The organism is Bradyrhizobium zhanjiangense (assembly GCF_004114935.1).
In the GTDB taxonomy this organism is placed as follows: domain Bacteria; phylum Pseudomonadota; class Alphaproteobacteria; order Rhizobiales; family Xanthobacteraceae; genus Bradyrhizobium; species Bradyrhizobium zhanjiangense.
This window is the reverse complement of sequence record NZ_CP022221.1, coordinates 278,158-299,095: the sequence shown is the minus strand read 5'-3', so window position 1 is coordinate 299,095 and position 20,938 is coordinate 278,158. Positions and strand designations below refer to the sequence as shown.

General features: G+C 66.1%; 16 protein-coding genes. 8 read left to right on the top strand and 8 right to left on the bottom strand.

What is annotated here, in order from left to right; genetic code table 11:
- The first annotated feature begins 121 nt into the window (after positions 1-121).
- From XH85_RS01390 to XH85_RS01355, 8 genes are all read left to right on the top strand, one after another.
- Complete coding sequence (locus tag XH85_RS01390; protein ID WP_008539997.1) at positions 122-427, top strand: integration host factor subunit beta; 306 nt, start codon at positions 122-124, stop codon at positions 425-427.
- Between the two features lie 71 nt (positions 428-498).
- Positions 499-891: a LapA family protein gene (locus tag XH85_RS01385; RefSeq protein ID WP_128930424.1), complete on the top strand. Its 393-nt coding sequence runs from the start codon at positions 499-501 to the stop codon at positions 889-891.
- A gap of 66 nt (positions 892-957) precedes the next feature.
- Positions 958-1,629: a phosphoribosylanthranilate isomerase gene (locus tag XH85_RS01380; RefSeq protein WP_128930423.1), complete on the top strand. Its 672-nt coding sequence runs from the start codon at positions 958-960 to the stop codon at positions 1,627-1,629.
- The gene (trpB, locus tag XH85_RS01375) at positions 1,626-2,843 is read left to right on the top strand and encodes a tryptophan synthase subunit beta (protein WP_128930422.1); all 1,218 of its coding nucleotides are present in this window, start codon (positions 1,626-1,628) and stop codon (positions 2,841-2,843) included. The genes XH85_RS01380 and trpB overlap by 4 nt, the downstream gene beginning before the upstream one ends.
- Positions 2,840-3,676, top strand: a complete 837-nt coding sequence (trpA, locus tag XH85_RS01370) for a tryptophan synthase subunit alpha (RefSeq protein ID WP_128930421.1) — start codon at positions 2,840-2,842, stop codon at positions 3,674-3,676. Before trpB ends, trpA begins: the two co-directional genes overlap by 4 nt.
- Before the next feature lie 112 nt (positions 3,677-3,788).
- Complete coding sequence (accD, locus tag XH85_RS01365) at positions 3,789-4,730, top strand: acetyl-CoA carboxylase, carboxyltransferase subunit beta (protein ID WP_128930420.1); 942 nt, start codon at positions 3,789-3,791, stop codon at positions 4,728-4,730.
- Positions 4,727-6,070 carry a bifunctional folylpolyglutamate synthase/dihydrofolate synthase gene (locus tag XH85_RS01360; RefSeq protein WP_128930419.1) on the top strand — a complete coding sequence of 448 codons (1,344 nt, stop codon included), beginning with the start codon at positions 4,727-4,729 and terminating at the stop codon, positions 6,068-6,070. The genes accD and XH85_RS01360 overlap by 4 nt, the downstream gene beginning before the upstream one ends.
- Before the next feature lie 102 nt (positions 6,071-6,172).
- Positions 6,173-6,913, top strand: a complete 741-nt coding sequence (locus tag XH85_RS01355; protein ID WP_128930418.1) for a metallophosphoesterase family protein — start codon at positions 6,173-6,175, stop codon at positions 6,911-6,913.
- A gap of 103 nt (positions 6,914-7,016) precedes the next feature.
- Here the strand turns inward: XH85_RS01355 and XH85_RS01350 are convergent, their stop codons facing one another.
- The 8 genes from XH85_RS01350 to XH85_RS01315 form a co-directional block, all read right to left on the bottom strand.
- Positions 7,017-8,024, bottom strand: coding sequence for an ATP-dependent DNA ligase (locus XH85_RS01350; protein ID WP_128937057.1), 1,008 nt, complete (start codon positions 8,022-8,024; stop codon positions 7,017-7,019).
- A 145-nt stretch (positions 8,025-8,169) separates the two neighbouring features.
- Positions 8,170-8,490, bottom strand: coding sequence for a thioredoxin (gene trxA / locus XH85_RS01345; protein WP_008540017.1), 321 nt, complete (start codon positions 8,488-8,490; stop codon positions 8,170-8,172).
- A 67-nt stretch (positions 8,491-8,557) separates the two neighbouring features.
- Entirely contained in the window at positions 8,558-12,067 is a 3,510-nt protein-coding gene (gene addA / locus XH85_RS01340; protein WP_164940675.1) for a double-strand break repair helicase AddA, read from the bottom strand.
- Positions 12,061-15,207 carry a double-strand break repair protein AddB gene (gene addB / locus XH85_RS01335; RefSeq protein ID WP_128930416.1) on the bottom strand — a complete coding sequence of 1,049 codons (3,147 nt, stop codon included), beginning with the start codon at positions 15,205-15,207 and terminating at the stop codon, positions 12,061-12,063. The genes addA and addB overlap by 7 nt, the downstream gene beginning before the upstream one ends.
- Before the next feature lie 221 nt (positions 15,208-15,428).
- Positions 15,429-16,151, bottom strand: coding sequence for a nucleotidyltransferase family protein (locus tag XH85_RS01330; RefSeq protein WP_128930415.1), 723 nt, complete (start codon positions 16,149-16,151; stop codon positions 15,429-15,431).
- Between the two features lie 124 nt (positions 16,152-16,275).
- Positions 16,276-16,593 (bottom strand): PilZ domain-containing protein, encoded by a 318-nt coding sequence (locus XH85_RS01325; RefSeq protein ID WP_091883010.1) that lies wholly within the window; start codon positions 16,591-16,593, stop codon positions 16,276-16,278.
- 89 nt (positions 16,594-16,682) lie between these two features.
- Complete coding sequence (gene tsaE, locus XH85_RS01320) at positions 16,683-18,203, bottom strand: tRNA (adenosine(37)-N6)-threonylcarbamoyltransferase complex ATPase subunit type 1 TsaE (protein ID WP_128930414.1); 1,521 nt, start codon at positions 18,201-18,203, stop codon at positions 16,683-16,685.
- Complete coding sequence (locus XH85_RS01315; protein WP_128930413.1) at positions 18,200-20,704, bottom strand: sensor histidine kinase; 2,505 nt, start codon at positions 20,702-20,704, stop codon at positions 18,200-18,202. Before XH85_RS01315 ends, tsaE begins: the two co-directional genes overlap by 4 nt.
- Positions 20,705-20,938 lie beyond the last annotated feature (234 nt).

Sequence of the window (20,938 nt, the reverse complement as noted above, 5' to 3'; positions counted from 1 at the left end):
AGCCTGCTTTTTCGGCATTTGTCACGCATTTTCACGACGCTCAACCTTGATTTAGCGTCTTGACAGATCACGGTATTTTCACGGAAATGGTCATCCGCACGCTTCCGGATCCTATCTCTCGATGATCAAATCCGAACTTGTTCAGCGTATCGCCGAGCACAACCCGCATCTGTACCAGCGGGATGTCGAGAACATTGTGAATGCGATTCTCGAAGAGATCGTAGCGGCCCTCGCACGCGGTGACCGCGTCGAGCTGCGCGGCTTCGGTGCCTTCTCGGTCAAGCATCGCCCGGCACGCGCCGGGCGCAATCCGCGCACCGGCGCCCATGTGCCGGTCGACCAGAAGAGCGTTCCGTTCTTCAAGACCGGCAAGGAAATGCGCGAGCGGTTGAACCGCGACCATCCGGATCCCGGCGCGGCAGACTGAGGCCGGCGTCAGGATTTCCTGCGGTCGCGCACGATGCGGCCGCAAGCTTGATTCAAGGCGAGCGAAGCGAGATGCGAAAGTTCCTGACCGCGCTGATCGTGATTCCGCTGGGCCTGCTCCTGGTGGTCTTCGCCGTAACCAACCGGCATTTCGTCACCGTCTCCTTCGATCCCTTCCTGTCGTCCGACCCGTCGCTGTCGGTCACCTTGCCGCTGTTCCTGCTTTTGATCCTGGTCGCCGCCTTGGGCGTGCTGGCAGGTGGCTGCGCCGTCTGGCTCGGCCAGCGGCACTGGCGGCGCGCGGCGCGCCGGAATGATGCGGATGCACGGGCTGCCAGGGGCGAATTGGCCGATCTGCGGGCCCAAATGGCCGCAGCAAAGCCCGAGTCCCAGCGCCTCCCCGTCGCCTCGGGGGTCGGCCTTTACGGGCCCATCGGGCGAGACAAGCAGCGCGCGACGTTGTAGAAGCGGCCGCAACCGAAAGCCCTGTTTTCCGGCCGCAGGCCCGCGGCCTCCATTCGCTTTGAGACCATGTCCCTGCTCGTCAAGATCTGCGGCCTGTCTACGCCCGAGACGCTCGAGGTGGCGCTCGAGGCGGGTGCCGACATGGTGGGGTTCGTGTTCTTTCCGCCGTCGCCGCGGCACCTGTCGTTGGACGCGGGCCGCGAGCTCGGCCGCCAGGTGAAGCGGCGTGCGCTCAAGGTCGCGCTGACCGTCGATGCCGACGACGCCACGCTCGACAATATCATGGACGCGCTGTCACCGGACATTCTCCAGCTCCATGGCAAGGAGAGCGTGGCGCGGCTGCGCGACATCAAGCAGCGGTTCGGCCGCCCCGTGATGAAGGCGGTGCCGGTCGCCACATCTGCCGATCTCGCCGTGCTGCCCGGCTACGCCGCAGTCGCCGACCGCATCCTGTTCGATGCGCGGGCACCGAAAGATGCAACCCGCCCCGGCGGTCTCGGCGCGCCGTTCGACTGGCACCTGCTCGAAAATCTCGATCTGATCCTGCCCTACATGGTCTCGGGCGGGCTTCACGCCGACAACGTCGCCGAAGCCCTCCGCGTCACCGGCGCCAGCGGCGTCGACGTCTCCTCCGGCATCGAGAGCGCCCCCGGCGTCAAGGATCCCGAGATGATCAAGGCCTTCATTCGCGCCGCGCGCCCCAGCCAAGATACAAGCCAAGAGTTGAGTGTCCGATGAACGTCGCCAAACCCAATTCCTATCGCAGCGGCCCCGACGAGCGCGGCCATTTCGGCATTTTCGGCGGCCGCTTCGTCGCCGAAACCTTGATGCCGCTGATCCTCGATCTGGAGAAGGCCTATACCGAAGCCAAGGCCGATCCGGCGTTCCAGGCCGAGATGAACGGCTATCTCAAGAACTATGTCGGCCGGCCCTCGCCGCTCTATTTCGCCGAGCGCCTCACCGAGCATCTTGGCGGTGCGAAAATCTACCTGAAGCGCGAGGAGCTCAACCACACCGGCTCGCACAAGGTGAACAACGTGCTCGGCCAGATCATGCTGGCGCGGCGCATGGGCAAGAAGCGCATCATCGCCGAGACCGGCGCCGGCCAGCACGGTGTCGCCACCGCAACGCTGTGCGCGCGCTTCGGCCTGGAATGCGTGGTCTATATGGGCGCCGTCGACGTCGAGCGGCAGCAGCCCAACGTCATCCGCATGGAGATGCTGGGCGCCAAGGTATTCCCGGTGCAGTCGGGCACGCGCACGCTGAAGGACGCCATGAACGAGGCGCTGCGCGACTGGGTCACCAACGTGCACAACACGTTCTACTGCATCGGCACGGTGGCGGGCCCGCATCCCTATCCGACACTGGTGCGCGACTTCCAGTCGATCATCGGCAACGAGACCAAGACGCAGATGCAGGAGGTCGAGGGCCGGCTGCCGGATTCGCTGGTGGCCTGCATTGGCGGCGGCTCCAACGCGATGGGCCTGTTCCATCCGTTCCTTGACTACCCCTCGGTCGAGATCTTCGGCGTCGAGGCCGCGGGCCATGGCCTCACGCAGCTGCACGCCGCCTCGATCGCGGGCGGCCGTCCCGGCGTGCTCCACGGCAACCGCACCTATCTCTTGATGGATGCCGACGGCCAGATCCAGGACGCGCATTCCATCTCGGCCGGTCTCGACTATCCCGGCATCGGCCCCGAACATTCCTGGCTGCACGAGATCGGCCGCGTGAACTATCTCTCCGCGACTGACGACGAAGCACTCGCCGCGTTCCAGCTGCTGTCGCGGCTCGAAGGCATCATTCCCGCGCTCGAGCCCGCCCATGCCATCGCCAAGGTGATGGAGCTCGCGCCGAAGCGGCCTCGGGATCACCTGATGGTCGTCAACCTCTCCGGCCGCGGCGACAAGGACGTCCCGCAGGTCGGCGACATCCTCAGGGGCAAGAGCAAGTGACCACCCGCATCGATACCCGTTTTGCCGAGCTGAAAAAGCAGGGCCGCTCGGCCTTCGTGACCTTCCTGATGGCCGGCGACCCCGATCCGGCGACGTCGCTCGAGATCATCAAGGCGCTGCCGAAGGCGGGCGCCGACGTGATCGAGATCGGCATGCCTTTCACCGATCCGATGGCCGATGGTCCGTCGATCCAGGCCGCCGGGCTCCGCGCGCTCAAGGCCGGCATGACGCTGAAGAAGACGCTCGAGCTGGTGCGTGGCTTCCGCAAGGACGACAACGCGACGCCGATCGTGCTGATGGGCTATTACAACCCGATCTACATCTATGGCGTCGATAAATTCCTGGCCGATGCCAAGAGTGCCGGCGTCGATGGTCTCATCATCGTCGACCTGCCGCCGGAGGAGGACGACGAGCTCTGCCTGCCCGCGATGAAGGCCGGGCTCAACTTCATCCGTCTGGCGACGCCGACCACCGATGACAAGCGTCTGCCGGCCGTGCTCGCCAACACCTCGGGCTTCGTCTATTACGTCTCGATTACCGGCATCACCGGTGCGGCGGCCGCGGACTCCTCGGCGGTGAGCGAAGCAGTTGCCCGCATCAAGCGGCACACAAAACTGCCGGTCTGCGTCGGCTTTGGCATCCGCACGCCGGAGGCTGCGCGCGCTATTGCCTCGCATGCCAATGGTGCCGTGGTCGGCACCGCGCTGGTCGATGCGCTCAAGAACAGCCTCGATGCGGACGGGCGGGCGACTGGCAAAACCGTCAACGCCGTCGCCGAATTGACGGCGGCCCTGGCCCAGGGCGTCAAGGGCGCGCAACAGGCGGCGGAATAGGCCATAATTCCGCTCTTGGGGCGGGCGACACGGCGGCTTGCCGGGCAGCGGCCCGGCCGCCATATATCCCTTCAGGCGATCCGCGAGGCGGGTTCGCACATCGGAGCAAACCATGAACTGGCTTACCAATGTGGTTCGGCCGAAGATCCGCAACATGCTGCGGCGGGAGACGCCGGAGAACCTGTGGATCAAGTGCCCGGATTCCGGACAGCTCGTCTTCTACAAGGACGTCGAGGCCAACCAGTTCGTCATCCCCGGCTCGAACTACCACATGCGCATGGGCGCGGTGGCCCGGTTGAAGTCGATCTTCGACAACGAGACCTGGTTCGATGTGGCGCTGCCCGAGGTCACGCCCGATCCGCTCAAGTTTCGCGATGAGAAGAAGTACGTTGATCGCATCAAGGATGCGCGCGCGCGCACCAACCTCAACGACGCGATCAAGGTCGGCTACGGCAAGCTCGAAGGCTCCGCCGTCGTCGTTGCCGTGCAGGATTTCGATTTCATGGGCGGCTCGCTCGGCATGGCCGCAGGCGAGGCCATCGTGCGCGGGCTCGAGCTTGCGGTCGAGAAGAATGTGCCGTTCATCGTGTTCGCCGCATCCGGCGGCGCGCGGATGCAGGAAGGCATTTTGTCGCTGATGCAGATGCCGCGCACAACCGTTGCGGTGCAGATGCTGCGCGAGGCAAAATTGCCCTATATCGTCGTGCTGACCAATCCGACCACCGGCGGCGTCACCGCGTCCTATGCCATGCTCGGTGACGTGCAGATCGCCGAGCCCGGCGCCCTGATCGGCTTCGCCGGCGCACGCGTGATCGAGCAGACCATCCGCGAAAAACTCCCCGAGGGGTTCCAGCGCGCCGAGTATCTGAAGGAGCACGGCATGGTCGACATGGTCGTGCATCGCCACGAATTGCGTCCGACGCTGGCGCGACTCTGCCGCCTGCTGACCAAGGCGCCGGCGCTGGAAAGCGCATCGAAGCCGGTGCAGCCGGTTGCGAGCCCGGCGCAGATCGTATCGGCCGCCGAAACGGCGCCGGCCGCGCCCCACGCGTGAACGCGTCCCCTGACAGCGCAAAGCCGCCGCTCGGCGAATTGATCGGGCGGCTGTCGGCCCTGCATCAGAAACGCATCGATCTCGGGCTCGAGCGGATGCACCGCCTGCTCGCGCGGCTCGGCCACCCTGAAAGCAAGCTGCCGCCGGTGATCCACATCGCCGGCACCAATGGCAAGGGTTCGACGCTCGCTTATCTGCGCGCGACGCTGGAGGCCGCAGGCTTGCGCGTGCACGCCTACACCTCGCCCTATCTCGTCCGCATCAACGAATGCTTCCGGCTGGGTCGCGTCGGTGGCGGCGTGCTCGTCAGTGACGATGAATTGCGCGCCGCGCTGGAAGAGGTCGAGCGCGTCAATGCCGGCGAGGCTGCGACCGTCTTCGAGCTGAAGACCGCCGCGGCCTTGCATCTGTTCGCACAGCATCCGGCCGATGTGGTGCTGCTCGAAGTCGGCCTCGGCGGCCGGCTCGATTCGACCAACGTGATCGATGTGCCGGCGGCCTGCGTGATCACGCCTGTCAGCATGGACCACATGGACTTCCTTGGGTCGACCCTGGCATCGATCGCCAGCGAGAAGGCCGCGATCATCAAGCGCGGCGTGCCCGTGATATGCGCTGAGCAGGCGGGCGAGGTGATGGCCGTGATCGAAGCACAGGCGAGGCGCATGCGCGCACCGCTGTTTGCGGCGAACGAAAGCTGGCACGTCAATGTCGAGCGCGGACGTCTGGTCTATTCCGACGAGCGCGGCCTGATGGATCTTGCAGCGCCGCGCCTGTTCGGCCGTCATCAGTTCGACAACGCCGGCCTTGCAATCGCGACGCTGCGCGCCGTCCCGGCGTTCAAGGTCAACCAGGCGGCGTTCGAGGCTGGCATCGTCGGCGCGGAATGGCCGGCACGAATGCAGCGCATCACCTCGGGCGAGCTGCTCTCCTGGGGGCCGCAGGGCTCGGACATCTGGCTCGATGGCGGGCACAATGCCGAGGGCGGGCGTGTCGCGGCGGCTGCGCTCGGCGATCTCGAAGAGCGGGTGTCGCGGCCGCTGGTCGTCATCGCGGGCATGATGGCCAACAAGGATGCTCAGGGCTTTCTCGCCAATTTCGCCGGTCTCACCCGTCACATCATCGCAGTGCCGATCCCCGATACCGAGAACGCTATGCCGGTCGACCGCCTCGCGGACGCCGCGCGCAGCCTCGGCATGCGCGTCGAGCCCGCGCCCGGCATCGAAGCTGCGCTGCGCGCCTTGGCGAAGCTCGCCTACGAGGTGCCGCCGCGCATCCTGATCACCGGCTCGCTGTATCTGGCCGGCCACGTGCTGGCGATCAACGGCACGCCGCCTGCATGAGTTTGCGTAGCTCGGATGGAGCGCAGCGCAATCCGGGATCGTGCCACAAGCGATGAAGGCCCCGGATTTCGCTTCGCTCCATCCGGGCTACGGTGATGAACGATGCGTTTTGCCGCGATTGCCGACGTCCACGGAAACTGTCTCGCGCTCGAAGCCGTGCTCGCCGACATCCGCGCGCAAGGCATTGCCGACATCGTCAATCTCGGCGACATGCTGAGCGGACCGCTCGATGCGCGCAGGACGATCGAGATCCTGATGACGCTCGACGCCGTGCACGTGCTCGGCAATCACGACCGCTATCTGCTCGACCGCGCTCCGGAACAGATGGGCTCGTGGTATCGTCCCGCCCATGCGCAGCTCAATGCCGCGCAGCTCGACTGGCTGCGCGCGCAGCCGATGACGCGTGTGTTTCGCGACCAGGTCTTCCTGTGCCATGCGACGCCCAATAGCGATGAAGTCTATTGGCTCGACACCGTGCATCCCGACGGCACGGTTGCGCTGTCGCCGCTGGACCGCATCGAGCAATTCGCACAAGGCATCACGCAGTCGCTGATCCTCTGCGCCCACACCCATCTCGCCCGCGCTGTGCGCCTGCGCGACGGCCGGCTGATCGTCAATCCCGGCAGTGTCGGCAGCCCTGGTTACCGCGACAAGCATCCGTATCCGCACGTCGTCGAAGCCGGCACGCCGCACGCGCGTTATGCCACTCTCGAACTTGCTGATGGCGCTTGGCAGGCGACGTTCCGACACGTCGTGTATGATTATGAAGCGATGGCGGCGTTGGCGCGGCGAAACGGGCAGCCTGAACTGGCGAACGCGCTGGCGACGGGATGGATTGGGTAGGTGTGATCTTGTAGCCCGGATGGAGCGCAGCGTAATCCGGGGCCGTCGTCGCTTGTGGCACAATTCCCGGATTACGCTGCGCTCCATCCGGGCTACGGCTAGCTCACTTCAACAACTTCATCGGATCGGCCGCTTTCTGCTTCAGCTGCTCGAATGTGCATTGCCGCGGCGCCTTGTCGGGGCGCCAGCGCAGGATCGAGGTGCCGTGGCGAAAGCGCTCGCCGCTGAAATGGTCGTAGCAGACCTCGATCACCAGCTTCGGCTTGAGTGGACACCATTTCGCGGAGCGCTCGGTGGACCAGCGGCTCGGCCCGCCCGGCGCGTTGCCGGTGAAGCCGGGCTCGCCAATCAATGCTTCGAGCCGATCGGTCAGATCAGGCTTCTGCTCTGCCTTGATCGCCGAGGTGAAGCCGACGTGGTGCAGCAGACCCTTGTCGTCATAGAGCCCGAGCAGCAGCGAGCCGACCACGTTCCTGCCGGCGATCTTGTTGGTGGCGTAGCGGAAGCCGCCGACGACGCAATCGGCGCTGCGGAATTTCTTGATCTTCTGCATGCCGTCGCGCGTGCCGGCTTGGTAGGGCAGGTCGATGCGCTTGGCGATGACACCGTCCGAACCGCCGCCGGATTGCGCCAGCCATTTTTGGGCGGTGGCGTAGCTCGTTGTCGACGGTGAAAGACGGAAGACGCTGCCCTTGAGGTTGGCTTTCGCGAACGCTTCGAGCGCCGGCCGTCGTTCGATCAACGACTTTCCAGCGAGGTGCTTGTCTTTCGCCGCCGCGAGCAGATCGAATACGAGGTAGAGCGCCGGCGTGTCCTGCGAGAGCTTCTTCACGCGGCTTGCCGCGGGATGGATTCGTTGCAGCAATGCGTCGAACGAAAAACCCTTGCCGTGCGGCACGACGATCTCGCCGTCGAGCGTGAAACGATCCGCCCTCAGCTTCAACGCGGCGGCAACGATCTCGGGGAAATAGCGCGTGAGGTCCTCGCCGGATTTCGAGCGGAGATCGACGTCGCTGCCGTTGCGCGACAGCAAGCAGCGAAAGCCGTCCCATTTCGGCTCGTACTGCCACTCCTTGCCGCGCGGGATCGCATCGACCGACCGCGCCTCCATCGCAACGAGGGAGGTCGATTTTCGCACGCGCTTTGCGGGAGGGGCGGGCAAGGGCTGGGACTCGTCCTACGCTGAACACGCCCCACCAACGCAAAACGGCCGGCTTTCGCCGGCCGTTCTCGAAAATAATCCTGCGCGAGAAGGATCAGACCGCGGAGGTGATCCACTGCTGGAGCTTTGCCTTCGGTGCCGCGCCAACCTGGCGGGAGGCCATCTCGCCGCCCTTGAAGATCATCAGAGTCGGGATCGACATCACGCCATACTTGGACGCGGTCTTCGGGCTCTCGTCGACGTTGAGCTTCACGATCTTGACCTTGTCGCCCATCGCACCGGCGATCTCGTCGAGGGCGGGCGCGATCATGCGGCAGGGGCCGCACCATTCGGCCCAGAAATCGACGACCACGGGGCCGTTCGCCTTGAGCACTTCGGCTTCGAAATCGGCGTCGGAAACCTTGCTAACGGCCATTGGAGTACCTCACTCGGTTGAAAGAATCGGCGCGACCTGGAATCGCGCCCGGGATCATGGGGTCAACCTATGAACGGCTCCTTGCTGGGTCAAGGACGCTCACACCGAGATGAAGGGATGCCAGCGCCGCGTCCAGCGCGGGGGCCGAAATCTCCATATATTCAAGGGCCTCGGTCCAGAGCAGGACAGCCCTGACAGGCCTTTGGGGATAAAGCCTCGATAGCACCGCCCGGTACAGCGCGAGCTGCCGGACATAGGCGGCGGGTGCCTCGGCCGCGTTTCTGGGTGCCGCCTGGTTGGTCTTGAAATCGACGATCAGGACCTCCTCGGGTCGAACGACCAGCCGGTCGATCTGCCCCGACACCAGCGCCGGGGTGCGCCCCGGCCGCTCCAATTTGCCGACGATGGCGACCTCGGCCCGGCTGCCGGCGGCAAAGACCGGGGCGAAGCGCGGCTCAGCGATCAAGGCGAGCACCTTGTCGGCCAGCGCGGTGCGGTCGGCCTCCGGCCAGTCCGAGGCATTGCGTGCCATGAAGTCGCGTGCGGCCTCGCGCCGGCGCTGGGCGGCGATGTCGGGCAAGGATTGCAGCAGCCGGTGCACCAGCGTGCCGCGTTGCAACGCCAGCGCGCGCGACTGCACCGATTCGCCGCTGCGCACGCGGCGGCCCTCTTCGGCCGACTGGCCCGAGGGGCGCACTGGATCCTCGTCGATAACCTCGCGCGGGGCCGGCGCTCGCAGCCAGTCCGGCAAAACGATTGTCTGGTCCACGGACGTCGCCGGCGTGCCTAGCGCCGCGACATCCTCTGGCCGCGCGAATCGTGTCACCTTGCCGAGCGGCGTCTCGATGATCTGCTTGTCCAGGCCCGAGCCGGCGAGGCCGGTGTCGACCAGATCGTACCAGCTCAGCTTGCGGACGGTCCTCATATTGCCGGGCATGCAGCCGCCGACGATCAGGCGGTCGGCGGCGCGCGTCATCGCGACATAGAGCAGGCGGCGATATTCGTCCTCGGTCTCCTCGAGCATGGCCTTGCGCGCCTCGGCGACCGGCTTGGGATCGTCGGCCTTACGGCCGGCCCAGACCACCACCTCGCCGCCATTGCCGCGCGGCACGTGAATTAGCCGCAGCCGCTGCGAATCCGCGGGCGAGGATGTCGTGTCCACCATGAATACGACGGAAGCCTCCAGACCCTTGGCGCCGTGCACGGTCATCACCCGCACCTCGTCGCGCGAGATCTCCATGTCGCGCTTCACCTCAGTGTCGGCCGAACGCAGCCAGGCCATGAAGCCCTGCAGCGAGGCCGGCGCCTTGCGCTCATAGTTCAGTGCCAGCTCCAGGAACTCGTCGAGCGCGTCGTTGGCTTCGTGCCCGAGACGGCGCAGGATGCGTGCGCGGCCGCCATCGCCCCCTAGCAGCCAGGCGTAGAACGCGAACGGCGTCTCCTCGCGCGTGCGCATCTCGCAGGCTTCCAGGCGCCGCAATGCCGTGGCGAACTTCTCGCTTGTGTCCGCATGTTCGCCCAGCGCGCGGCGCAGCGATCCCTTGCGGTCCCAGGCAAGCTGGAACAGGTCGTCGTCATCGAGCCCGAACAGCGGGCTCTTCAGCGCCACGGCGAGCGCGAGATCGTCCTGCGGCAGCAGCAGCGCGTCCGCAAGGTTCATCAGGTCGATGATGGCGATGTGCTCGGTCAGCTTGAGCCGGTCGGCGCCGGCGACCGGGACGCCAGCGTGCTTCAGCGCCTGGATCACGGCGTCAAAGGCATTACCGCGCCGCCGCACCAGGATCAGCATGTCGCCATAGCGCAGCGGCCGCCGTTCGCCTTCGTGTCCCGTCAGCGTGCCGCTTTCGACCAGCCGCTTGATCTCGGCCTGGATGCGGCGCGCTAGCTTCACCTCGGGGCTGGTGACGGCGACGCCGTCGAACGGCGCGCGCCAGCCCTCAATGTCCTGTCGCTCGTCGGCCTCCGCGAGGTCCCACAGCTCGATCACGCTCGGGCCTGCATCGGCTAGCGCATTGTGCAGGGGATGGCCGATCTCGACCGAATGGATGCTCTTGTAGATCTGGGGATCGCGGAAAACGTGGTCGACCGAGTGCAGGATCGCGGCGCCCGAGCGGAACGAATAGGTGAAGGCGACCGGATCGAACTTCAGCCCGGCCGCGGTGAACTTGCGGTGCAGCTCGCGCCGGCGGGCGTCGAATTCATGGGGAGCTGCGCCCTGGAACGAGAAGATCGACTGCTTCTCGTCGCCGACCGCGAAGACGGTGCGGTTCAGCCCCTCACGCGCGCCTTCGCCTGCGGTGAATTCGGAGATGATGTGCGCGACGATGTCCCATTGCCGCGGGCTGGTGTCCTGGGCCTCGTCGATCAGGACGTGATCGACGCCGCGGTCGAGCTTGTAATGCACCCAGCCCGAGGAGACGCGGTCCAGCATCGCCAGCGTCCTGTCGATGAGGTCGTCATAGTCGAGCAGACCGCGCTCCTGCTTCTCGCGGCGGTAGTTTTGGGCGGCAGCGGTCGCGATGTGCAGCAGGGCCGCAGTGCGGTCGCGAACCGTCACAGCGCGACGCTTCTCGATCATCCCACCAAGCCGCTGCGCCTCGGCCTCGAACAGGCGGGCGACGGACGGGTTGTGATCGCAAAACTTCTTGGTCAGCACTGCCTTGCGCGGCAGCTTGTCGTCGGTGAGGAAGACGCAGAGATAGGCATCGACCTGTGCACTGCCGGAAAAGACTTTTGCTTCGCGGAGCCGGCCGGCCTGGTCGTTGTCGGACTTGCTGCCGTCCTCCAGCGCGAAGGCGATCTCGTCCCAGCGCGACCGCGGCAGGAACGGACCGTCGAGAATCTCCGTCTCGACGTCCTCGATGCGGTCGCCGGCGTCGACACCCAGCACCGCCGCCATCTGAGCAGCAGCTGCCTCGGCGTTGCCGGCCTCATCGGTCCAGGCCATGAAATGATCGCGACTCAGGCACGCCTCGCGCACGACCTCCTTGAAGTTGACGTCGGCGGCGCTCGCCATCGCCGTCAGCAGCGCGCGGCCTGTGACGCTCTCCGGATCACGTGCGGCGTCGAGCAGCACCTTCAGATTGGCGCGCTCCATCATGTCGGTCTGGTCGCGCTCGTCGATCACGGCAAAGCGCGCGGGCACGTTGGCCTCGAACGGGAATTGCTGGAGCAGGCGGGTGCAGAGCGCGTGGATGGTCTGCACCTTCAAGCCACCCGGCGTTTCCAGCGCACAAGCAAACAGCTTTCGCGCCTCGCGCCGCAGTTTTGGGCTGGGGTAGGGAATGCCGACGGCGCGAATGGCGGCGTCGAGCCCGGCATCGTCCAGCGTCACCCAATGACCGAGCGTGGTGAACACGCGCTCGGCCATGTTGGCGGCGGCGGCCTTGGTGAAGGTGATGCAGAGGATCTTTTCCGGCGGCACGCCCGACAACAAAAGGCGGATGACACGCTGCACCAGCACATGCGTCTTGCCCGAGCCGGCATTGGCCGACACGAAAGCGGAGGCGGTCGGATCGGATGCGCGCGCCTGCCGCGCGCGCACCTCGTCGGGGATGGGGCGCGGCGCCTTCACCATTCCTCGATCCCCAATCCACCGGCCGCAGACCATTCCTTGATCCGGGCAAGATCGTCATAGGTGCCGTAGCGGTTCGCCCACATCGGCAGGTTTAGCGAGGTGTACGGCTGATTCTCGTCCTCGAAGGCGCGGATCAGCGCCTCCAATTTGGCTCTTGCGTCGGCGGCGGCAGTGTCCGGCGGAATTGGCTCGTCACCTTTGTTTACCTTGAGCTGGAGGATGCGCTCTTCCCCGGCCGGATTGTTGCCGCTCAGGCGGACATAGACGAGCTGGCTGACCGACGCACCGGCGTCGATGTCGGGAAAGCCGCCTTCGCGCAGGATCGCGGCTTCCAGCGTCAGCTGCGGTGACAGGCCCATGCGGACCTGCTTGTCGCTTGGCGGCTGCCCGGTTTTGTAGTCGAGGATGGCATAGAAGCCGCCCTTGCGGCGCTCGATGCGGTCCGCGCGCGCAGAGAGGCGGAAGCTACGCGTGGTGTCGAGCGTGATCGAGATCTCGCCGTGGGTCTCCGCCGTGATGGCCTCGATCGCATCGCGCCGCGCCGTCTCCCATTCACCGAACCAGCGCGCGATGCGCTGGAAGCGCGGCCACCACAGTGCCCGTGCCTCGGGGCGCTCCATCAGCGGCGCAAAATGCTTCTCGCCGATCGCGCGCAGCACGCGCGCGGGATCGTCGGGCAGGCGTGCCGCATAGGTTTCCGTGAACTCTCCGAGCGCATCATGGATGGCCGAGCCGCGATCGGCGGCCGAGAGCGGCATGTCGACCGGGTCAAGCGCATCCAGCCGCAAAATGTGCTTTGCGTAGATCGTGTAGGGATCGCGCAGCCAGTCCTCGATCGCGGTGACGGACATCTTGAGCGGCCGCGTCGCGCGCGGCGGTCGTGGCTCGGGCTGCTTGATCGGCCTGACCTCGTCGGGCTGGTCCAGCGCGCCCGCGAACTGCACGTATTTCTCGCCGGCGCGAACTGCCGCCTTCCAGAGCTCGTCGCCCGCCACTGCCTCTAACCGATGCAGGAAGCGCGACGCCACCGCCGGCGCGCCGCCGGCCTTGGCGGAATGGGTGAGGATCACCTCGTCGCCGCCGAGCAATTGCGCAAAGTCGTGCGCGGAGAGGCCGATGCGGCGCTCCGGCAGATCGAGACCGAGCTCGTGCCGCATCGGCCGGCTGAGCCAGGGATCGATGCGAGGTGCCGGTGGCCAGACCCCCTCGATCAGGCCGCCAATGATGATGCGGTCGGCCTGCATCAGGCGCGATTCCAGGGGGCCGTAGATTTGCAGCCGGGCGCCCGGCCTGTCGCGCCGCCGCACGGCGCGATCGCCGAACGCGGTCTGGAAGACATCGGGATAGTCAGACAACGGCACCATCAGCCCGCTGGTCGTGCCGCCGCGCAGCAGGTCGTCGAAGGCGCCGGCGAGGGCGAGGCCTTCGCGCTCCTCGAAGGCGAGCGGAATGCCCTGCTCGTCGCGCGACAGCTCGATCATGATCTCGCGATGCCGGTGCGCGAGCTCGGCGAAGTCATACGGTTTTGACGAGGCCAGGCTCTCGATCGGCGCCAATGCTTTTTGCAAGGCATCGATCAGCGCCTGGATGCGGTCGAGATCCTCGGCCTTGAGCCGCGCGCGCGGCTCGGCCCTGTGGAGCGCGGAGACTTCGCTGCGCCGCAGCTTTGCCAGCTCGTCGCGAAAGCGGTTGAATTCGCGCAGGAGGCCGGCCGTGCCCGCGGGTGGACGCGTGCCGCGCAGGACCGCGAGTTCGAGGCCCTCGATCGCTGCCTTCCACGCACTGGGCGCGCGGCCGAGCCGGCACAGCGGATGCTTCAGGATCGCCAAAAGCGTCGGCGGCTCCAGGCCCTTGGTCGCCGCCTCTGCCGCCAGGCGGGCAAAGACGCCGGCGGATGTTTCCATCAACACATCGCCGCCGGAATCGTCGAAGGCGAGGTCCCATCGCGCCAGCGCAGCCATCACCCGCCGCGCCAGCGCGCGATCGGGCGTCACCAGCGCCGCCGATTTGTCGAGATGCCGGGCCTCGCGCATCGCGATCGCGATAGCGAGCGCTTCCATTTCAGGGTTGGGGGCTTCCACGACCGCCAGGTTCTTCATGCCGCCGGCGATCTTTGCGGCGACATCCGGCTGCTTCAGCCGGTCATGCCAAACTTCTGTCTTGGCCGAGGGCCGCATCGATTCGGACGCGAGCAGATCGCGGCCGCCTTCTGCCGGCGGCTGGAGAATCTCGACGTCGCTGCGCTTGATGCCAAAACGCTGCAACAGCGCGTGCATGGCATATTGCGGATGGTTCGAGGCCGGATGCTCCGCGAATTTGCCGTGCGCGTCGCGCACCCCGCCGATGGTGCGCCAGGCGTCATCGTCGAGATCGGTGTCGAGGCCCGGCAGCACCACGGCGCCATGCGGCAGCGATGCGACCGCATGGAGGAATTTTGCGGTGGCCGGCATCGAGCCGGTTGAGCCGGCCGCGATCACCGGCCCGCTCGGATGCGCGGTCAACCGCCTGGCTTCCGCCGCGATCAAGAGATCGCGCCGCGCCGCCGGCTCGATCCGCTTGACCTCGGCGAGATGGCTGGGCCAGGCAATGCGCGCGATGCGCAAAAATTCGAGCGAGTGCTGCCAGTAGCGGTCGAGGTTATCAGGCACGAGACCATCGAGCGCGCCCCAGTCGACGCCGCGCGTCACCATGTCGTCGATCAGGCGCGCAAGGTCGCCGGCCAGCGCCAGTGTCGAAGCTGGGCCGCCAACCACCAGCGGCGCCAGCACCGGGCCCTTGGCCCAAGCGGCGACGAGCTGCGCCAGCGTCAGCCGCCGTTCGAGCTCACTCAGCCGCGGCGGAATGTCCAGAGGTGTTGCACCCGAAAGCTGCTCGCCCTCGTCGGCGAAAGCGAGCTCGTCCTCGTCGATGTCACCGAGCGCGACGATGCGCGGCAGCACCACCGCGTCTGCCTTCATCTCGTCGAGGAAGATCTCGCGCACCACGCGCATCGCGCGCCGGGTCGGCAGATACAGCGTGGCATCGGCAAGCCGCGCCGGCTCCTTACGCGCCTCGAAGCCATCGACCAGCCGGCCGTCGAGCAGGGCCGCGACGACCGTGCGTAGGAACGGAACTGAGATGGGAACGCTGAAAACGCGCATGGGCTGCCTGATTCGGGAATCAGGCGCCAATATAGGGAGGCGAGCTCAAATGGTCATGGGTGTGGGCGAGGTCTTCCCCGCTGTTCGCGATGCTGGAACAGGTGTCGTAGGGTGGGCAAAGGCGCGCTTGCGCCGTGCCCACCATACCAACTTCGAGTCTTGGCTTGATTGGTGGGCACGCTTTGCTTTGCCCACCCTACGGCACCGTCTTCGAGGCGCCTTTACGCCACGCTCTCCAGAAACGCCTCTTCCGCCGCATGCACGGCATCAGGCGTGCCGACATGCATCCAGACGCCGTCGAGGCGGAGGCCGAACAGCCGCTCCTGCTCATTGGCGCGATCGAACATTTTTGTCAGTGAGAATTCGCCCTTGGGCGCATCGGCAAAGATCGCGGGCGACATGATCGCCGCGCCGGCATAGACGAACGGAACGACCTCCTTCTCCTTGCGCTTGCGCAGGGCGCCGTCGGGCAGCATGCCGTAATCGCCACGGCCGCTATAGCCGATGCTGGTCGCGGTCGGCGCCATCAGCAGCAGAATGTCCATGCGCGCGGGGTCGAAGTTTTCCGCAAGCCGCGTCAGGTTGGAGCGCACCCCGTCGATCCACAACGTGTCGGAATTGACGTGGAAGAACGGCGCATCGCCGAGCAGCGGCAGCGCCTTGACCACGCCGCCGCCGGTGCCGAGCACCTGATTGCGTTCGTCGGAGATGATCACGCGCGGAGATTGGCGCGATGCGGTGTGATCGATGATTTGATCGGGCAGGTAATGCACGTTGACCACCGCCTCGGTCACGCCGGCTTGGCCGAGCTTGTCGAGCACGTGGTCGAGCAGTGGCTGGCCAGCCACCGGCACCATCGGCTTCGGCATCTTGTCCGTCAGCGGACGCATGCGCAGGCCGAACCCTGCGGCAAGCACCATGGCTTTGGTCGGTTTGACGGACATTCTTCGCTTTCTCAAATCCCTTTATTTCGCTTTCGCGGCAATCCTAGCATGAGCCTCGGCCTGCCGCACCGCATCCCAACCGCCTTAATCGCCCGCCGTGACGGTTATACGACGAGTGTTGCCGTTACGCCCCGATGGCTGTGGAGCGCGCCTTTTTCTTCTTGTCGCCGAGCTTGAGGAAATTGACGCCGATCTGATCGCCATTGACCCAGGCCAGCTCGCAGCGCCGGTACGCAAGTCCGGTGGACGACAGCAGCAGAAAAAATTCCTTCAGGTGCAGGCCCTCAACCGAGCCGTCGATGGTCAGCTTGGCGCCGGTCTCGGAGACGTCCTCCATGGTGCAGTCGCGCCGCCAGGTGCCGTCGATGCCCATCATCTGGGCCGGAACCCCGCGCTCGAAAACGACCCGGTTATTTCCGCGTTGATCCGCTTTCGCCGCCATCTGCCCCTGCTCCAGCCCCGTGACGATCCGGCTGCCTCGCCGCCAGAATAGCGACATCTTGGCTAACGGCCGGTAAATCGGGCCCCGGACTAGGGCTGCGGCGGCGGGACGTTGGCGAGATACCACTCGCGCAGATCGGTGAGCGCGGGATGCGCGAGCGAGCGCTGGAGATAGGTCCAGATCCGCGGCTGGTGACGCAGATAATGCGGCTTGCCGTCGCGGCGGTTGAGCCGGGCGAAGGTGCCGAGCAGGCGGGTGTTTCGCTGCGCGGACATGATGACGTAGAGCTCGGCGAATCCGGCCGCATCGAAGCTCGCATCAGCCGCGCGGCGCGCCTTGATGTAGCGCGACAGCAGCGTCAGCTCGAGGCTTTCCGGCACGTCGATGCGGGCGTCCTGGAGCAGCGACACCACGTCGTAGGATTGCGGACCGAGCACGGCGTCCTGGAAGTCGATCACGCCGACGCGCGCGATGCCGGTGCGATTGCCGAGCCAGATCAGGTTCGGCGAGTGATAGTCGCGGATGACCCAGGTTCTTGGCGCCGCCAGCGGTTTCTTCAGCAGCTCGCGCCACATCGCGAAGAATTCCGCGCGCTTCTCGTCGCTCAGCGGCGCGTTGCGGTCGGGCAGATACCATTCCGGCATTAACCCGATCTCGATCAGCATCGCCTCGATGTCGAAGACAGGAATGGTGTAGGTCTGGTCCGCCAGCCGCAGCGTCCCCGGCAACGTCCTGCTGTGCAGCATGGCCAGCACGTCGGTCGCAGCTTCATAACGTTCGGCGATCGGGCGCGGCGGATCGCCTTCGATCACGCCTTCGCTGCCGAAGTCTTCGGTGATCAGGAAGCCATGATCGAGATCGGAGTGATGGATCGCGGGTGCGGAGATTCCCTGTGCGCGCAGGCCTTCGTCGATGGCGACGAACGGCTTGACGTTTTCGGCGAGATGCACCGCAGCGCTGTAGGATCTTCCGTTATAGAGGGCCGCGCCGTCGGGCCGCTGCGGAAAGTTCATGAGGATGACGATTTCGCCGTCGCGCAGCAGCCGCGCATAGGAGCGCGTCGAGGCGTCGCCATTCATGCGCCGTCGCGTCGCGTCGATATAGCCGGATGCATCGAGGAATTCGCGCAGCGCCTTCAGCCGCGCGACTTGCGCTGCACCCTTGCCGTAACCGGTGATGTCGGCCGCGCGTGCATTCGAGCCCAGCGCCGGCCGGTGCGTCAGCGCGATGTCGATGCGATCTTCCGGCATCGCCGACGGCGCACGCTCTGGCCATTCGATCAGAACCAGGGTTGCGTCCGGTAGCGGCGACAGTCCGATCTCCTCGAGCTCGCTCTCGTCCTCGACACGGTAGAGGTCGGCATGCATCACCGGAAACGGCGGCAGCTCGTAGCCCTGCACCAGCGTGAAGGTCGGGCTCGGCACTTCCAGCGCATCGTCTCCGGCGAGATAGCGGATCATGGCGCGGGCGGCCGCGGTCTTGCCGGCGCCGAGATCACCGGTGAGCGTGATGACATCGCCCGGGCCGACCAGCAGCGCGAGGTCGGCCATCAATTGCGCAGTGGCCGTCTCGTTGTGGAGCGCGACGGAGAATGTGGTTGGTTCGGTCATTCGGCGGCGTCGCGATGCGCCGCCTGGTCGGTCGGGAAATCGCAGATCACGACCGTGCCCCGGCCGACGATCGAATCCACCCGCACCTTGCCGCCATGCAGCTCGACGAAGGAGCGCACCAGCGACAGGCCGAGCCCGGCGCCGCGGTGACGCGAGCCCTGCGAGCGGCTTTCGAACCAGTTGAACACCTTGTCCTTCATGTCGGCAGGTATTCCAGGCCCGGAATCTGTCACGGTGAAGACCACGCTGCGTTCGGTGCGGCGTGCGCTGATGCCGACGGTGGAATCCTGTGGAGAAAACCCGACGGCGTTGGCGAGGAGGTTATAGAGCACCTGCACCACGCGCTTCTCGTCGCCGATGAAGCTGCCGATGTCGGGCGCGATCTCGACCTTGAGGCGGATGCGGTCGGTGGCGAGGCGGTCCTGGATGCCCTCGGCGGCGAGCTCGATGGTCTTGCTGACGTCGACCGGGCCGAGTTCCAGCTTCATCGCGCCGGCGTCGATGGTGGCGAGATCGAGGATGTTGTTGGTCAGCGCCAGCAGCGCGTTGGTCGATTTGGTGACGTAGTCGAGATATTCGGCCTGCTTCGGCGTCAGCGGCCCGGTTGAGGGATCGCTGAGGAAATGCGCGAAGCCGATGATGGTGGTGAGCGGCGAGCGCAGCTCGTAGGAGACGTGGTGGACGAAATCCACCTTCATCTGGTCGGCGGCCTCCAGCGCCTCGTTGCGCTCGCGCAGCGCGCGCTCGACATTCTCGGTGTCGGTAATGTCTTGGAACGTCAACATGGTCGCGCCGTCAGGCAGCGGGCGGATCATGCCATGAAGCACGCTGCCGTCCTTGCGTTCCAGCTTGAGCGGGATGTCGGCGCGGTTCTCGATCGAGGTGATGGCTTCGCGGATCTGGCGCCAGACGCCGGGGTCGTCGAACAGCTGATGGCACCAGCCTTCGACCGTCTGGATATGCGGCTCGCCGCGCATGGCATCGCTCGACAGCTTCCACATCCGCACGAAGGCCGGGTTGAACAGCTGCGCCTTGCCGTTGCTGCCGAACACCGCGACGCCTTCGGCGAGGCTGTCGAGCGTCTCGCGCTGCACGCGGATCAGGCCGTCGAAGCGGCGGGCTAGGTCGAGGCTCTCGGTGACGTCGTCGAACAGATAGGTGACGCCGCCTTCCGGGTTCGGCGTGGTGACGACCGAGAGGGCGCGGCCGTCGGGCAGGAACCAGGTGTCCTTGGCGGTCTCGACCGCGCGATAGGCCTCGTGCAGCTTGGCCTTCCAGGCGCGGAAGTCCGGCTGCTCCGGCAATTTGCGCGCGGCGCGGAGCTGGTCGAGCACGCTGGAATCATCAGGGTTGGCGTCGAGGAAGGTGCGGTCGAGGTCCCACAGGCGCCGGTAGGAATCGTTGTAGAAGGCAAGGCGCCGCTGACCGTCGAACACGGCCACGCCCGAGGAGAGCTGGTCGAGCGTGCGGCGATGCGCCTCCGCCATGCGCACGAGCGCCGAGCTCAGCGCATCCGCTTCGCTGGCGTCGATGGCGATGCCGACGCTGCCGCTGCCGACATTGACTGCGCGCACGTCATACATGCGCCGCTCGCCGCCGATCACGATCGGCAGCCGTGAGTTGAAGTTGGCGGCGTCCTTCAGTCCCCGGTCCATTGCGGTGCGGTCGGCGCTGTCGAGCAGCTCGAGCTTGCGCTCCTGGGCATCGGTGACGCTGTTCGCCTCGGTCGCGCGGACATAGGCGGGGTTGGCGTAGGTCAGTGCGCCGTTCTCGCCCTTGGCCCAGATCGGCCATGGAGAAGCGGCGGCGAAGCCGCGCAGCATCTCGGTCTCGTCGGAGAGCGCCTTGTAACGCAGATTGGTCTCGGCCAGATCGCGCCGCAGCCCGGAGAGTTCGCGAATCCTGACAATGGCCTGGCCGCCGATGGCGCGGCCGATGGCTTCCAGCGTATGGCCATGCGCGGTGGTCAGCGTCAGTTGGAACCCGTCGCCGTGCTGGCGCAGCGCATCGACGGCGTGATCCATCTGCAGCGCCGGTTCCGGCGGCAGCCAGGTTCCGAATGCGAGCACGCGCTGCGGCGAAGAATCGCGCGGCAGCACCATCGAGATGTCGCCGGAGATCTGCGCGCGATTGTCGCCGGCCGGCCAGGAGATCAGAACCTGCGGCTCGGCGAACAGCAGCGCGCCGAAGCGGTCGGCCTGGAGTTGCAGTTCCCCGATCCGGGCGCGCAGCCGCGCCTCGTTGTCCGCCGTGCGCACGCGCGTGCGCATCAACAGGATCGCGGCCACCACCGAGAAGCCGAGCAAGGCCAGCGCGGTGGCGAGCACCGCGAGTTCCTGCCGGTTGAAATCCAGCATGATGGAGAGAGTGTCGACGAGGTCGGCGGCCTCAGCGGGCGCAGCCGGCAGCAGCGCCGCGAAAGCGCTCCCCAACAAGCCGTTGCGCGCCAACGATGTGCACGACAACAGCGTCCGACGCATCGACACGATCACGCCTGACATAGTTGCCCCAAGATCGCACGGATTTGCGCGCGGCGACCCCCGTCGCGCGCGAATCAAAAGACAATACCCTCACTGCGACTCCGGCGGTAAGAGTCCAGATCGTGAACGCAATGGCGGCCCCCAAAAATGCCGGGCACGATGCTCCAACGCACGTAGTTCTTCGGGTGATTCGGCTGGAGCTCTCGCGCGTTAGCGGGGCAATGCGGAGTGCTTGCCTCGATGAAGGTGCGCTCC

What these genes read in the sequence shown, in the direction of transcription:
- trpB (WP_128930422.1), top strand. Translation starts at nt 1,626, where the DNA reads ATGAACGTCGCCAAACCCAATTCCTATCGCAGCGGCCCCGACGAGCGC.
- accD (WP_128930420.1), top strand. Translation starts at nt 3,789, where the DNA reads ATGAACTGGCTTACCAATGTGGTTCGGCCGAAGATCCGCAACATGCTG.
- XH85_RS01390 (WP_008539997.1), top strand. Translation starts at nt 122, where the DNA reads ATGATCAAATCCGAACTTGTTCAGCGTATCGCCGAGCACAACCCGCAT.
- XH85_RS01350 (WP_128937057.1), bottom strand. Translation starts at nt 8,024, where the DNA reads ATGGAGGCGCGGTCGGTCGATGCGATCCCGCGCGGCAAGGAGTGGCAG.
- tsaE (WP_128930414.1), bottom strand. Translation starts at nt 18,203, where the DNA reads ATGACCGAACCAACCACATTCTCCGTCGCGCTCCACAACGAGACGGCC.
- addA (WP_164940675.1), bottom strand. Translation starts at nt 12,067, where the DNA reads ATGGTGAAGGCGCCGCGCCCCATCCCCGACGAGGTGCGCGCGCGGCAG.
- XH85_RS01385 (WP_128930424.1), top strand. Translation starts at nt 499, where the DNA reads ATGCGAAAGTTCCTGACCGCGCTGATCGTGATTCCGCTGGGCCTGCTC.
- XH85_RS01315 (WP_128930413.1), bottom strand. Translation starts at nt 20,704, where the DNA reads ATGTCAGGCGTGATCGTGTCGATGCGTCGGACGCTGTTGTCGTGCACA.
- trxA (WP_008540017.1), bottom strand. Translation starts at nt 8,490, where the DNA reads ATGGCCGTTAGCAAGGTTTCCGACGCCGATTTCGAAGCCGAAGTGCTC.
- XH85_RS01355 (WP_128930418.1), top strand. Translation starts at nt 6,173, where the DNA reads ATGCGTTTTGCCGCGATTGCCGACGTCCACGGAAACTGTCTCGCGCTC.
- XH85_RS01380 (WP_128930423.1), top strand. Translation starts at nt 958, where the DNA reads ATGTCCCTGCTCGTCAAGATCTGCGGCCTGTCTACGCCCGAGACGCTC.
- XH85_RS01325 (WP_091883010.1), bottom strand. Translation starts at nt 16,593, where the DNA reads ATGGCGGCGAAAGCGGATCAACGCGGAAATAACCGGGTCGTTTTCGAG.
- XH85_RS01330 (WP_128930415.1), bottom strand. Translation starts at nt 16,151, where the DNA reads ATGTCCGTCAAACCGACCAAAGCCATGGTGCTTGCCGCAGGGTTCGGC.
- addB (WP_128930416.1), bottom strand. Translation starts at nt 15,207, where the DNA reads ATGCGCGTTTTCAGCGTTCCCATCTCAGTTCCGTTCCTACGCACGGTC.